The sequence below is a fragment of the Paraburkholderia sp. ZP32-5 genome (genome assembly GCF_021390495.1).
Taxonomy (GTDB): domain Bacteria; phylum Pseudomonadota; class Gammaproteobacteria; order Burkholderiales; family Burkholderiaceae; genus Paraburkholderia.
Genome location: NZ_JAJEJP010000001.1, coordinates 3,437,013 through 3,450,707, shown reverse-complemented (window position 1 = coordinate 3,450,707; position 13,695 = coordinate 3,437,013). Strand labels below are relative to the sequence as shown.

Genomic DNA, 13,695 nt, shown 5'->3' with positions numbered 1-13,695 from the left:
AAATCCCCAACCGTTCGACGCATCCGGCATGCGCCGGCGCCACGCGGACCGGACGGCCGCCGCGCGACGCAAAGCGCCCATTGTAGTGACATGCCACGGGGCTGCGTTGAAAAAAGCGCAGTGCGGCGCGCAGTCCCGGAGGCGGGCGCTAGAATGCGGCATCACCAAACGTTTCGGAACGGACAACCATGCGCATCCTGCTAGTCGAAGATGACCGGATGATCGCCGAAGGCGTGCGCAAGGCGCTGCGCGGCGAAGGTTTTGCCGTCGACTGGGTCGAAGACGGCGAAGCGGCGTTGCGCGCGGCCGCCTCCCAGCCTTACGACCTCGCGCTGCTCGACCTCGGTCTGCCCAAGCGCGACGGCCTCGAAGTGCTGCGTACGTTGCGTGCGCGCGGCCACGCGCTGCCGGTGCTGATCGTCACCGCGCGCGATGCGGTGGCCGATCGCGTGAAGGGCCTCGATGCCGGCGCTGACGATTACCTTGTCAAACCTTTCGATCTCGACGAACTCGGCGCGCGCATGCGCGCACTGATCCGGCGCCAGTCCGGCCGCAGCGATTCGACGATCCGGCATGGCAACGTGACCCTCGATCCTGCGTCGCACCAGGTCACGCTCGACGGCGCGCCGGTCGCGTTGTCCGCGCGTGAATTCGCGCTGCTCGAAGCGCTGCTCGCGCGGCCGGGCGCGGTGCTGTCGAAAAGCCAGCTCGAAGAAAAGATGTACGGCTGGGGCGAGGAGATCGGCAGCAATACGGTCGAGGTCTACATCCATGCGCTGCGCAAAAAGCTCGGCGCCGAGCTGATTCGCAACGTGCGCGGCCTGGGTTACATGATCGCGAAGGACGCCTGAGCCGATGCGCTCGATTCGCCGTCAGTTGTTGTTCTGGCTGCTCGCGCTCGTGCTGCTCGGCGTCGGTATCGCGGGATGGCTGATTTACCGGCAGGCGCTCGCCGAAGCCAACGAACTGTTCGATTACCAACTGGAGCAGATCGCCGCGGCACTGCCGGCCGAGCCGTTCTCGCAGGTGCTCGGGCGCGATACCGGCGACGAAGGCATCGTACTGCAGATCTGGAATCGCAACGGCATGCTGATGTACTACTCGCGGCCGCGCGCGCCGCTCGCGCCGCGCGCCGAGCTGGGCTTTTCGACGGAGCGAACCGAGCGCGGCGAATGGCGTGTGTATGGTGCGATCGTCGGCGATAACGTCGTGCAGCTCGCGCAGCCGCTGTCGGTGCGCAACCGGCTCGCGGCGAACGTCGCATTGCGCACGTTGTGGCCGCTGATCGTGCTGTTGCCGCTGCTTGGTCTCGCGGTGTGGGTGATCGTCGGACGCGGGCTGCGGCCATTGCGGCGCGTGGCGAGCGCGCTCGACACGCGTCATCCCGAGGCGCTCGATCCGCTGCCGGACAAACGCTTGCCGCTCGAAGTGCAACCGCTCGTGCGCGCGTTGAACGGCCTGCTCGACCGGCTCGCCACGGCACTCGATATCCAGAAGGCGTTTGTCGCCGATGCCGCGCACGAATTGCGTACGCCGCTCGCCGCGGTGCAGATTCAGGCGCAGCTCGTCGCGCGCGCGAAGGACGACAAAGCGCGCAGCGAAGCGCTCGCCGATCTGCAGACCGGCGTCACCCGCGCGACGCGTCTTGCCGAGCAACTGCTCGCGCTCGCGCGCGCCGAGCCGGACGGCGGCGCGGTGAGCGGCACGCTCGATCTGCGTGAACTGCTGCAGGAGTGTGTCGCGACCTACGCGCCGCTTGCGATGAATCGCGGCGTCGATCTCGGCATCGAGGCAAGCGAGGCCGCCACCGTCACCGGCAACGCCGAGGCGCTGCGCGTGATGTTCAACAACCTCGTCGACAACGCGACCAAGTACACGCCGCATGGCGGGCGCGTCGACGTCAGCCTGCGCATCGAGAACGGACGGCCAGTCGTGCGGATCGCCGATAGCGGGCCGGGCATCGACCCGGCCGAGCGCGAGCGCGTGTTCGACCGCTTCTATCGCGTGGGCGCCGGCGCGAATCGCGCGCGCACCGACGTGGCGGGCAGCGGCCTTGGTCTCGCGATCGTGCGCCGGATCGCCACGCAACATCATGCGCAGGTGTCGCTCGACGAATCGCCCGCGGGCGGCTTGCAGGTCACCGTGCGCTTCTGAGGACGCCGTTTCCGGCGCCTCGAAAAAGACCGCGCTCTCAGCCCTGAGAGGCCCGGCCGGCAAGGTTTCCGGGATCTGGCGCTGCTTAAGACTCCTTTAAGCGAGGCCCCGTAGGCTCCTCGACATTCAAAGTTACTTTTCTCCAGTCAGGAGCTCATGATGAACGCGAAAACCTTGTCCCGCAGCGCTGTTGCTGTAGCTGTCGCCGTGGCGCTTTCCGCCGGCTACGTGGCGGGTCATCGCGACGTGCCCGCACCGCAGATCATCTCGCCCGCGCAAGCCGCGGCGGCGATGATGCCCGCGGAAGCCGCCGCCAAGACTGGCATCCCCGATTTCTCAGGCCTCGTCGAAACCTACGGCCCGGCCGTCGTCAATATCAGCGCGAAGCACGTGGTCAAGCAGACCGCGCTGCGTGGCAACGGCGGCAATGGCGGCAGCCTCAATGGCAACCAGTTGCCGATCGATCCGAACGATCCGTTCTTCCAGTTCTACAAGCACTTCTTCGGCGGCGTGCCGGGCATGCAAGGCGGTGGCGGCGAAGGCGGCGAAGCGCCCGATCAGCCGAGCGCAAGCCTGGGCTCCGGTTTCATCATCAGCAATGACGGCTATATCCTGACCAACGCGCACGTCGTCGACGGCGCGAACGTCGTCACCGTCAAGCTCACCGACAAGCGCGAGTTCAAGGCGAAGGTGGTCGGCGCCGACAAGCAGTCCGACGTCGCCGTGCTCAAGATCGACGCGAGCAATCTGCCGACCGTGAAGATCGGCGATCCGCGTCAGAGCAAGGTCGGTCAGTGGGTGGTCGCGATCGGGTCGCCGTACGGCTTCGACAACACCGTGACCTCCGGCATCATCAGCGCGAAATCGCGCTCGCTGCCGCATGAAAACTACACGCCGTTCATCCAGACCGACGTGCCGGTGAATCCGGGTAACTCGGGCGGTCCGCTCTTCAACCTGCAAGGCGAAGTGATCGGCATCAACTCGATGATCTACTCGCAGACCGGCGGCTTCCAGGGCCTGTCGTTCGCGATTCCGATCAATGAGGCAATCAAGGTCAAGGACGATCTGGTCAAGACCGGTCACGTGAGCCGCGGCCGTCTCGGCGTCGCGGTGCAGGGCCTGAACCAGACGCTCGCCGACTCGTTCGGCATGCAGAAGCCGCAAGGCGCGCTGGTCAGCTCGGTCGACGCCGGCGGTCCGGCAGCCAAGGCTGGCCTGCAGCCGGGCGACGTGATCCTGTCGGTGAACGGCGACGAAGTCAGCGACTCGTCGGATCTGCCGGCCAAGATCGCGGGCCTCGCGCCAGGCAGCTCGGCAACGCTGAAGGTGTGGCGCGACAAGGCCAGCAAGGACGTGAAGGTGACGATCGGTTCGTTCTCGGACGCGAAGCTCGCGTCGGCGGGCAAGGCCGAGCAGCAGACCCAGCTGCAAGGCCGTCTCGGCGTCGCGGTGCGTCCGCTCACGCCGGAAGAGAAGAGCAGCGCGTCGGTGTCGCATGGTCTACTGGTGCAGCAGGCGGGCGGTGCGGCGGCGAGCGCCGGCATCCAGCCGGGCGACGTGATTCTCGCGGTCAACGGCCGGCCGGTCACGAGCATCGATCAGTTGAAGCAGATGATTTCGGGCGCGGGCAATAGCATCGCGCTGCTGATCCAGCGCGACAACGCGCAGATCTTCGTGCCCGTCGATTTGGGCTGACCGATAAGCCGGGCGGCTCGATCATGTCCCGCCCAACCTCGAGCAGAGCTGTAGTAGCGATTTCCGGTCCTTTGCATTTACTGCAAGGACCGGTTTTTTTTCGTCTGTCCGAACGCGCTCGCTGGCGCGTGGCGAATCGGCTGGAAGCTCGCCGCGCCCCGCTGTGCCGCGACGGCAGCGCTTTTTCCGTCGACGCAACCGGACGGTTGGCACGCAGGTTGCATCGTCCTTGATTCGGGCCCGGCGAGGGCTTCCGGCAGAGGACTTTAACAAGGAGCGAACCGATGAAAACCCAACGCAAACAGCACAGGACCGTAGCCGCCGCGCTCTGCGCGGCGCTCACGCTCGGACTGGCGGGCGGTGCGTACGCGCAGCAGGCAGGCGTGACCGGCGGGTCGACCACCGACAGCACCAGCGCGGGCAACACCAACGGCGGCGGTCTGCCGCAGATCCAGCAGCAGGGCGACGTGTCGTACGTATCCGGCGGCGTTGGTCTCGACGAATCGCGGGCTTTGCAGGCGGCGCAGAGCCAGTGGCCGCTGACGCTGCGCTTCACCGGGCCCAAGGGCGAGTTTCTCGCCGATGTCCATGTCAGTATCGTCGATGCGCACAACACCGAGGTACTGAGCACGACCTCGCGCGGACCGTACATGCTGGTCCGGCTGCACCCCGGCCGCTACACGGTGCACGCGAAGTACAACGACAACGAACAGACCCGCGCGGTGACGGTATCGGCGCAAGGCCACATCAAATCCGCGTTCATCTGGAACATGAAGTAGGCGGGCGATTCGCTCGGCGCCGCGTCTGACCGGAGGAGGGACCGCTTCGGACGCTGACGTGGCGGCGCCCCGCGCGATGCAGGAAGCTCGCGCAATCGGCCGGAGTTTCGTCGATAATGAAGCCACGGGCGCGTCCCGTGGCTTTGCCGTTCAGGCGGCAATAACTTGCGCCACGACGCCAACACATCAGGAGCCTGGATATGAGCGATGCGTCGACATCCGCGGGAAGGTCCGGTGGCCATACCATCGTGATTCACGACAACGGCCATCGGGTGCGCGTGATTCACGGCGGCGTGACGATGGCCGACACCCAGGCTGCGCTGACGCTCTCCGAAACCGGCTTGCCGGATGTGTTCTATTTCCCGCGCGAGCATGTAAACATGGCGCGCCTCGAACGTTCGGCGCATACATCCCACTGTCCGTTCAAGGGCGACGCGTCGTACTTCCACCTGCGCACCGAGGACGGCCTGGTCGAGAATGCGGTGTGGACCTATGAAGAGCCGTTCGACCAGGTCAGGCAAATAAAGGGCTATCTCGCGTTTTACACATCGCGCGTCGACCGCATCGATCAGACGTCCTGATCCCGCTGTCGGCGCGTTTCCCGGAGAGGTTGTCATGGAACTGAACAACGCGTTACGGATTCCGCTTGCGCCGTCCGATGTATGGGACGCGTTGCAGGATCTCGCGCTGTTGCGTGCCAGCCTCGACAACTGCGAGTCGTTCACGCGCCTGGCGCACGGCGAATACGCGCTGACCATGACGGTGCCGCTCGGTCCGTTGCGCGCGCATTACGAAGCGCGTGCCCACGTGGCGGGTCAGGATTCCGGTCCGGCGGACGCGCAGCGCCGCACCATCAACTTCAAGGCACGCGCGGAGGGTATCGGCGCGCTCCGGGGGCAGATCGAAGTGCGTTTGCGCGCGGACGAGGGCGCGTATAACACCGGCCGGGAGCGCGGCACGCGCATCGATTACACGATCTGGGCGACGTCGTCCGGACCGCTCGCCGAGTTGCCGACTCGTCAGCTTGAAAATGCGCTGCATCAACTTGCCGACGATTTTTTCACCGAATTCGGTGCCGTGGTGCGCGCCAAGCACGGCAAAGGGCCGAACCGCGCGAGTGGTTCCGCGCCGCGCCGGCAGCACGTGTTTTTGCGGCCGATCACGCTGGGTGGCATGGCGCGGCGTAGCCGCGTCGACCACGCTAGTGCGTTGACGGGACGGGCGGCGAGCGCATCGCACAGCTGGTCGCATGGCGTGTCGCAGCAGGAGCCCAGCCAGCATGTCGTGCCGTATTGGGCGTGGGCCGGGATGATTTTTCTGGTCGCGCTGCTGCTGTATGCGGTGCGCTGGATCAGCGAGCAATGAGTTCGCGAGCGGTGCGCCAGGCTGGTCGCGACAGCGGTTGTCGTGTCGGCGCGACTACGAAATTCCGGTGGGACACTACGAAACAGCGGTGATTTCGCCGTGACGGCTTTAAGTCGGCAACGCGCGTTTTGCTCCGATCGGTAGTCAGACGCGCTCGTGGTTCTTTCGCGCTTTCCACTTCCCACCCCTCGCCGTTTCGATATTGCGAATGCCGTGCCGCAGTCCGCCGCATCCGCTAATCGCCCCGAAAGCCCCGCCGCCACGCGGACGGCGACGTGCGAAATGCCTCGCCGAAATGCTGCCGCAATGAGGCCGCCGACCCGAACCCGGCGCTTGCCGCGATCGCTTCGATCGACTTGTCGGTGCTTTCGAGCAACTGCTGCGCGCGCGCAAGCCGCTGCGCGAGCAGCCACGCGCCGACCGTCGCGCCGGTGGCGAGCCGGAAACGTCGCGTGAAGGTCCGGCGGCTCATCAACGCACGCGCGGCGAGCGTGTCGAGCGTATGCGGCACCGCCAGGTTGCCGCTCACCCAGTCGAGCAGCCCGGACAGGCGGTCGCCGCGCGTGTTCGGCGGCATCGGCTGCTGTACGTATTGCGCCTGCCCGCCTTGCCGGTGCGGCGACACGACGAGCCTGCGCGCGACGTAGTTCGCCGCCTGCGTGCCGCCGATCTTGCGCAGCACGTGCAAACAGCAGTCGAGGCCGGCGGCGGTGCCGGCCGAGGTCAGCACGTTGCCGTCGTCGACGTAAAGCACGTCGGGGTCGAGCCGCACGCGCGGGTAGCGGCGCGCGAAGTCGCCTGCCCAGGCCCAGTGGGTCGAGGCCGGCCGGCCATCGAGGATGCCCGCGGCGGCCAGCACGAATGCGCCCAGGCACAGGCCGACCAGCAGCGCGCCGCGTTCGTGCGCGGCGCGCAACGCGCCGACCAGCGCGGCGGGCGGTGCTTCGTCGGGATCACGCCAACTCGGCACGATGATCGTGTGCGCGTCGGCGAGCGCTTCGAGCCCGTGCGTGACCGAAATCGAAAAGCCGGCGGTCGTCGAGAGTGCGCCCGTCTCGGCGGCGCAGACGCGGAAGTCGAACTCGGGCAGGCCGCCGCCGCGGCGGTCTTCGCCGAACACCACGCACGGCACCGACAGATGAAACGGACTGATACGGTCGAACGCGACCACGGCGACGACATGGCGGGGCACGTCGCCGCGCGTGTCGCCGAAAGAAGCGGGGTTGGCCATGGCCATCGCCTCATCGATTCAAAAGAGGATGGCCCGATTCTAGCGAATGTTGTCATGCGGGCCGCTGTCGGCGGCGCAGTGGTACGGCAACAATGCGGTCATCGCCGCTGCGAGGGTTGGCCGTCACGACTCACATGCGGCATTGATCGCTTTTTCCGACAAGGAGCCTTGCCATGACCACGCCGCGCCGTGCGCTGATCGTCATCGACGTGCAGAACGAATACGTAACCGGCGATCTGCCGATCGAATTTCCGGACGTGCAGACGTCGCTTGCCAATATTGGCCGCGCGATCGATGCGGCGCACGCGGCCGGCGTGCCGGTCGTGGTCGTGCAGAACGTCGGGCCAGCCACGTCGCCGTTGTTCGCGCGCGGCAGCGTCGGCGCTGAACTGCATTCGGTCGTGAGTTCGCGCGCCCATGACCACTTCGTCGAGAAGTCGTTGCCGAGCGCTTTTGCCGGCACCGATCTGGCCGACTGGCTCGCCGCGCGGCAGATCGATACGCTGACCATCACCGGCTACATGACGCACAACTGCGATGCGTCGACGATCTTCCACGCGGTGCATGCGGGGCTCGCGGTCGAGTTCCTGCACGATGCGACGGGCTCGGTGCCGTACGAAAACAGCGCCGGCTTCGCGAGCGCGGAGGAGATTCACCGGGTGTTCAGCGTGGTGCTGCAATCGCGCTTTGCCGCGGTGGCGAGCACGGACGCATGGATCGCAACGATAACGGGCGGTGCGCCGCTCGAGCGCGGCAACATCTATGCGTCGAATCAGGCGGCGCGGGCGCGGCGGGTCGCGGTGTAGAGGGGGGGGCCTTCGACCTTCGGAAGGATTCACGCAAGCGGTCCACGAACGGAAGCGGGCGGTTCATCGAACCGCCCGCTTTTTTTAAAACCAGTGCGCTTTGCGCCGCTACTACGTCGCCCGTTTGCGCAACGACGGGCTCAACCGCAGCGTGTCGAACATTCCCTCGACCATTTGTTCGGCGTGCGCGCCGAAATCGGTCGCATCGGGCAAAAACAGCATGTCGCGCAGCGCTCCGCCGACAAACGCATGCAACATGGCCGCCGCAAGCTTCGTGTCGAGATCCTCGGGCATTTGCCCCTTGGAGATCGCGTTGCGCAGACCCCCTTCGATTTTGGCGAGCCCCTCGCGCATATTGGTCTGATAGCGTTCCATCATCGGACCCATGTCCTCGACGAGTTCGCATTTCAGAAACAGGATGTCGAACACGCGGCGCTGGCGCGGGTTATTGGCGGTGTCGCGTAGACACACCGTGCAGACTTCGATCAGCCGTCCTAGCGGATCGGCCTGGTTCGGATCGAGTGACGCGGCTTTCAGTTCGTCGAGCGGCAGCAGCACGCGATCGAACATTTCGGTGAACAGCTCGCTTTTGTGCGCGAAGTGCCAGTAGATTGCGCCGCGCGTGACGCCCGCGGCCTGCGCGATATCGGCCAGCGACGTGCGCGATACGCCCTTCTCGAAGAAGACCTGTTCGGCTGCGTCGAGAATCTTGTTACGCGTCTCCAACGCTTCTTCTTTGGTTCTTCTGACCATATACGTATGAACTGCCCTGGATTGTGGGGAGCCCGGGCCGCAATTTAAGTCGGCCCGATGACAATCTGACTACTATTTGAGCGAATTGCAAAGTGATCTTGCGAGTTCCCCGCCCGCAAGAGAACTAAATGTACTTTTACATGCATTCGTGAATGTATCTATAATAGCATCCCACGATCGGATAGCCCAAGCCGTGACGACCGGTTAATATCCGTCACTGTTGCCTTTCAGAACGCCCCTTGCGCCCGCCAGACGGCGGCGCCGTGCGGCATTTCCCGGTATGGCACATACGCAGCACGGTGCCCTTGCAGGCGCGGTTTGCATTCATGGGCTTCCGGTTGAGCGTCGCAAGACGCCTGTGTGCGCTGCCGTCCCCGGGGTAGGGATGCGCGCACTTTTTCATTCTCAGTCTTTGACAGAGGTCGCTCCATGCGCGTCGAACGGGTTCCATTCCGCTTAATCAGTGCCGCGACGGCTGCCATCTTGCTGGCGGCATGCGGACAAAAACAATCTGCCCCGCCGCCACAGGCGCCCGAAGTTGGCGTCATCACCCTGCAGCCGACGACCGTGCCCGTCGTCACCGAACTCCCCGGCCGTACCAGTGCCTATCTCGTCGCGCAAGTGCGCGCTCGGGTCGACGGCATCGTGCTGCGCCGCGAGTTCACCGAGGGTAGCGAGGTCAAGGCCGGCCAGCGTCTCTACAAGATCGATCCGGCTCCTTACATCGCCACGTTGAACAATGCGAAGGCATCGCTCGCGAAGGCACAGGCGAATCTCGTGTCGACCACCGCGCAGGCCAATCGCTACAAGGTGCTAGTCGCCGCCAACGCGGTCAGCAAGCAGGACTACGACAACGCGGTCGCCGCTGAAGGCCAGGCCGCCGCCGATGTCGCCGCCGGCAAGGCCTCGGTCGATACCGCGCAGATCAACCTCGGCTACACCGACGTGACGTCGCCCGTGAGCGGCCAGATCGGCGTGTCGCAGGTTACGCCCGGCGCCTTCGTGCAGCAGAGCGCGGCCACACTGATGTCGACGGTCCAGCAGCTCGATCCGGTCTACGTCGACCTCACGCAATCGAGCCTCGACGGCCTGAAGCTGCGGCGCGAAGTCCAGGAAGGGCGTCTGAAGACGACCGGTCCGGGCGCGGCGCAGGTGTCGCTGGTGCTGGAAGACGGCCGTGTCTACTCGGAGAAGGGCAAGCTGCAGTTCACCGACGTGACGGTCGACCAGGGCACCGGCTCGGTCACGGTCCGCGCGATCTTCAAGAACCCGAACCACGTGCTGCTGCCGGGCATGTTCGTGCGCGCGAAGATCGACGAAGGCGTCAACCAGAACGCGATCATCGTGCCGCAGGTCGGCGTCACGCACGACCAGAAGGGCCAGCCTACCGCGCTCGTCGTCGATAACGACAACAAGGTCGCGCTGCGCCAGCTCGTCACCGCGGGCACGTACGGCTCGTACTGGGTGGTCTCCGACGGTCTGAAACCGGGTGACCGCGTGATCGTCCAGGGTGTCGACAAGGCGCGCCCCGGCCAGCAGGTCAAGCCCGTGCCGGCGCAGCTTCCCGCTACCCCTGCTTCCGACGCGGCCGCGCAGCCCGCGCCGGCCGCCAGCGGCACGCAGACGGCTCAACCCGCCTCCGCCGCATCGGGCGCGTAATAACAGGGAGCCCGCCTCATGGCAAAGTTCTTTATTGATCGCCCGATTTTTGCATGGGTGATCGCCATCATCCTGATGCTCGCGGGTATCGCTTCGGTGTTCACACTGCCGATCGCGCAATACCCGACCATCGCGCCGCCGGCCGTGCAGATCAGCGCAACGTACCCGGGCGCTTCGGCGAAGACGGTGGAAAACACCGTCACGCAGGTGATCGAGCAGCAGATGAGCGGTCTCGACCACCTGCTGTACCTCGCGTCCACGTCGGACGACTCGGGTACGGCCACCATCACGCTGACGTTCGCGGCCGGCACCAACCCTGACATCGCTCAGGTGCAGGTGCAGAACAAGCTGCAGCTCGCCACGCCGCTGCTGCCGCAAGCGGTGCAGCAGCTCGGCACCAAGGTCACGAAGTCGAGCAGCAGCTTCCTGCTGGTGATGGCGTTCGTGTCGACCGACGGCAGCATGAACAAGTACGACCTCGCGAACTACGTGGCGTCGAACATTCAGGATCCGGTCAGCCGTATCGACGGCGTGGGCACGGTGACGCTGTTCGGCTCGCAGTACGCAATGCGGATCTGGCTCGACGCGAACAAGCTGAACAACTTCGGGCTCACGCCGGTGGACGTTCAAACCGCGTTGCAGGCGCAGAACGTGCAGGTCGCGGGCGGCTCGCTCGGCGGCACGCCGTCGGTGCCGGGTCAGGTGCTGCAGGCCACGATCACGCAGGCAACGCTGCTGAACACGCCTGAACAGTTCGGCAACATCCTGCTGAAGGTCAACCAGGACGGTTCGCAGGTGCGTCTGCGCGACGTGTCGCGTATCGAGCTCGGCGGCGAAAACTACAACTTCGACACCAAGTACAACGGTCAGCCGACGGCGGGCTTCGGTATCCAGCTCGCCACCGGCGCGAACGCGCTCGCCACCGCGAAGGCGGTGCGCGCGAAGATCACCGAACTGTCGAAGTACTTCCCGCACGGTCTGGTGGTCCAGTACCCGTACGACACGACGCCGTTCGTGCGCCTGTCGATCGAGGAAGTGGTCAAGACGCTGCTCGAAGGTATCGTGCTGGTGTTCCTGGTCATGTACCTGTTCCTGCAGAACCTGCGCGCGACGCTGATCCCGACGATCGCGGTGCCGGTGGTGCTGCTCGGTACGTTCGCGATCATGAGCGTGGTCGGTTTCTCGATCAACGTGCTGTCGATGTTCGGCCTCGTGCTCGCAATCGGTCTGCTGGTGGACGATGCGATCGTGGTGGTGGAAAACGTCGAGCGGGTGATGCAGGAGGAGGGCTTATCGCCTCGCGAAGCGACCCGCAAGGCAATGGACCAGATCACCGGCGCGCTGATCGGCGTGGCGCTCGTGCTGTCGGCGGTGTTCGTGCCGGTGGCGTTCTCGGGCGGCTCGGTGGGCGCGATCTACCGGCAGTTCTCGCTGACGATCGTCGCGGCGATGGTGCTGTCCGTGCTCGTCGCGTTGATTCTGACGCCGGCGTTGTGCGCGACGATCCTGAAGCCGATTCCGAAGGGGCATCACGAGAAGGCCACCGGCTTCTTCGGCTGGTTCAACCGTACGTTCAACACGAGCCGCGACAAGTATCACTCCGGCGTGCACCACGTGATCAAGCGCTCGGGCCGCTGGCTCATCATCTACATGGTGGTGATCTTCGCGGTGGGCCTGCTGTTCGTGCGACTGCCGAAGTCGTTCCTGCCTGACGAAGACCAGGGCACGATGTTCGTGCTGGTGCAAACGCCGTCGGGTTCCACGCAGGAAACCACCGCGCGCGCGCTGAAGGACGTGTCCGACTATCTGCTGAACGACGAGAAGGAGATCGTCGAGTCGACCTTCACGGTGAACGGCTTCAGCTTCGCCGGCCGTGGTCAGAACGCGGGTCTCGTGTTCGTGCGGATGAAGGATTACTCGCAGCGTCAGAGCGCCAATCAGAAGGTGCAGGCACTGGTGGGCCGTCTGTACATGCACTTCGCCAGCTACAAGAACGCGACGGTGTTCCCGGTCAACCCGCCGTCGATTCCTGAACTCGGCACGGCCGCGGGTTTCGACTTCCAGCTGCAGGATCGCGCCGGCGTCGGCCATGAAAAGCTGATGGAAGCGCGCAACATGCTGCTCGGTCTCGCCGCGAAGGACCCGACGCTCGCGCAGGTGCGTCCGAACGGCCTGAACGATACGCCGCAGTTCAAGGTGAGCATCGACCACGAGAAGGCTTCCGCGCTCGGCGTGTCGCTGTCGACGATCGACCAGACGTTCTCGATCGCGTGGGCGTCGCAGTACGTGAACAACTTCCTCGATACCGACGGTCGGATCAAGAAGGTGTACTTGCAAGCCGACGCGCCGTTCCGCATGAAGCCGGAAGATGTCAACGCCTGGTTCGTGCGCAACAACGCGGGCGCGATGGTGCCGTTCTCGGCTTTCGCGAGCACCCAGTGGACGTATGGTTCGCCGAAGCTGGAGCGCTACAACGGTATCTCGTCGGTGGAAATCCAGGGTGCGGCGGCGCCGGGCAAGTCGACTGGTCAGGCAATGGCGGCCATGGAGCAGCTCGTCACGAAGTTGCCGGCCGGTGTCGGTTACGAGTGGACGGGTTTGTCGCTGCAGGAGCGTCAGTCGGGTTCGCAGGCGCCGATCCTGTACGGCATCTCGATCCTCGTCGTGTTCCTGTGTCTCGCGGCGCTGTATGAAAGCTGGTCGATCCCGTTCTCGGTGATCATGGTGGTGCCGCTCGGCGTGATCGGCGCACTGCTGGCCGCGACGCTGCGTGGGCTCGAGAACGACGTGTTCTTCCAGGTGGGTCTGTTGACGACAGTCGGTCTGTCGGCGAAGAACGCGATTCTGATCGTCGAATTCGCGCGCGAACTGCAGCAGGGTGAGGGCATGGGGCCGATCGAGGCCGCGCTCGAAGCCGCGCGTCTGCGGTTGCGCCCGATTCTGATGACGTCGCTCGCGTTCATTCTCGGCGTGCTGCCGCTCGCAATCAGTAACGGCGCGGGCTCGGCAAGCCAGCACGCGATCGGTACCGGCGTGATCGGCGGGATGTTGACGGCGACCTTCCTCGCGATCTTCATGATCCCGATGTTCTTCGTCGTGATCCGCGCGAAGTTCGGCGGCGAGAAGGAAGACCCGGATGAAGCGCTCGCGCACTACGAACAGCACCATCCGCACGATCCGCAAGGTGGCGGCGCGGCTGATGGGTCGGCCAGCGGGTCGGATGGCAAGGACTCGGGCAAGGATGGACATTGAG

General features: G+C 65.2%; 11 protein-coding genes. 9 read left to right on the top strand and 2 right to left on the bottom strand.

The features are described from left to right. The first annotated feature begins 188 nt into the window (after positions 1 to 188). The 6 genes from L0U82_RS14880 (at position 189) to L0U82_RS14855 (ending at position 5,993) form a co-directional block, all read left to right on the top strand. Positions 189 to 851, top strand: coding sequence for a response regulator (locus L0U82_RS14880; protein ID WP_233831941.1), 663 nt, complete (start codon positions 189 to 191; stop codon positions 849 to 851). 4 nt (positions 852 to 855) lie between these two features. Next, a complete protein-coding gene (locus L0U82_RS14875; protein WP_233831939.1) occupies positions 856 to 2,154 on the top strand; it encodes an ATP-binding protein in 1,299 nt (432 codons plus the stop codon). Positions 2,155 to 2,313: 159 nt separating this feature from the next. Then, the gene (locus L0U82_RS14870; RefSeq protein WP_233831938.1) at positions 2,314 to 3,849 is read left to right on the top strand and encodes a DegQ family serine endoprotease; all 1,536 of its coding nucleotides are present in this window, start codon (positions 2,314 to 2,316) and stop codon (positions 3,847 to 3,849) included. Positions 3,850 to 4,133: 284 nt separating this feature from the next. After that, a complete protein-coding gene (locus L0U82_RS14865) occupies positions 4,134 to 4,628 on the top strand; it encodes a carboxypeptidase regulatory-like domain-containing protein (RefSeq protein WP_233831937.1) in 495 nt (164 codons plus the stop codon). Positions 4,629 to 4,828: 200 nt separating this feature from the next. Further along, positions 4,829 to 5,209, top strand: a complete 381-nt coding sequence (locus L0U82_RS14860) for a DUF427 domain-containing protein (RefSeq protein WP_233831936.1) — start codon at positions 4,829 to 4,831, stop codon at positions 5,207 to 5,209. 34 nt (positions 5,210 to 5,243) lie between these two features. Next, positions 5,244 to 5,993 carry a CoxG family protein gene (locus tag L0U82_RS14855; protein ID WP_233831935.1) on the top strand — a complete coding sequence of 250 codons (750 nt, stop codon included), beginning with the start codon at positions 5,244 to 5,246 and terminating at the stop codon, positions 5,991 to 5,993. Positions 5,994 to 6,228: 235 nt separating this feature from the next. Here L0U82_RS14855 and L0U82_RS14850 read toward each other — a convergent pair whose 3' ends face one another. After that, positions 6,229 to 7,224 carry a helix-turn-helix domain-containing protein gene (locus L0U82_RS14850; protein ID WP_233831934.1) on the bottom strand — a complete coding sequence of 332 codons (996 nt, stop codon included), beginning with the start codon at positions 7,222 to 7,224 and terminating at the stop codon, positions 6,229 to 6,231. A gap of 173 nt (positions 7,225 to 7,397) precedes the next feature. On the opposite strand from L0U82_RS14850, the gene L0U82_RS14845 reads away from it, so the two are divergent. After that, complete coding sequence (locus L0U82_RS14845) at positions 7,398 to 8,030, top strand: isochorismatase family protein (protein ID WP_233831933.1); 633 nt, start codon at positions 7,398 to 7,400, stop codon at positions 8,028 to 8,030. Between the two features lie 111 nt (positions 8,031 to 8,141). Here the strand turns inward: L0U82_RS14845 and L0U82_RS14840 are convergent, their stop codons facing one another. After that, a complete protein-coding gene (locus tag L0U82_RS14840) occupies positions 8,142 to 8,783 on the bottom strand; it encodes a TetR family transcriptional regulator (RefSeq protein ID WP_233831931.1) in 642 nt (213 codons plus the stop codon). Between the two features lie 429 nt (positions 8,784 to 9,212). On the opposite strand from L0U82_RS14840, the gene L0U82_RS14835 reads away from it, so the two are divergent. Together L0U82_RS14835 and L0U82_RS14830 are read left to right on the top strand one after the other, a co-directional pair. Beyond that, complete coding sequence (locus tag L0U82_RS14835) at positions 9,213 to 10,442, top strand: efflux RND transporter periplasmic adaptor subunit (RefSeq protein ID WP_233831930.1); 1,230 nt, start codon at positions 9,213 to 9,215, stop codon at positions 10,440 to 10,442. Between the two features lie 18 nt (positions 10,443 to 10,460). Continuing rightward, complete coding sequence (locus L0U82_RS14830; RefSeq protein WP_233831929.1) at positions 10,461 to 13,694, top strand: efflux RND transporter permease subunit; 3,234 nt, start codon at positions 10,461 to 10,463, stop codon at positions 13,692 to 13,694. The last annotated feature ends 1 nt before the right edge of the window (position 13,695 follow it).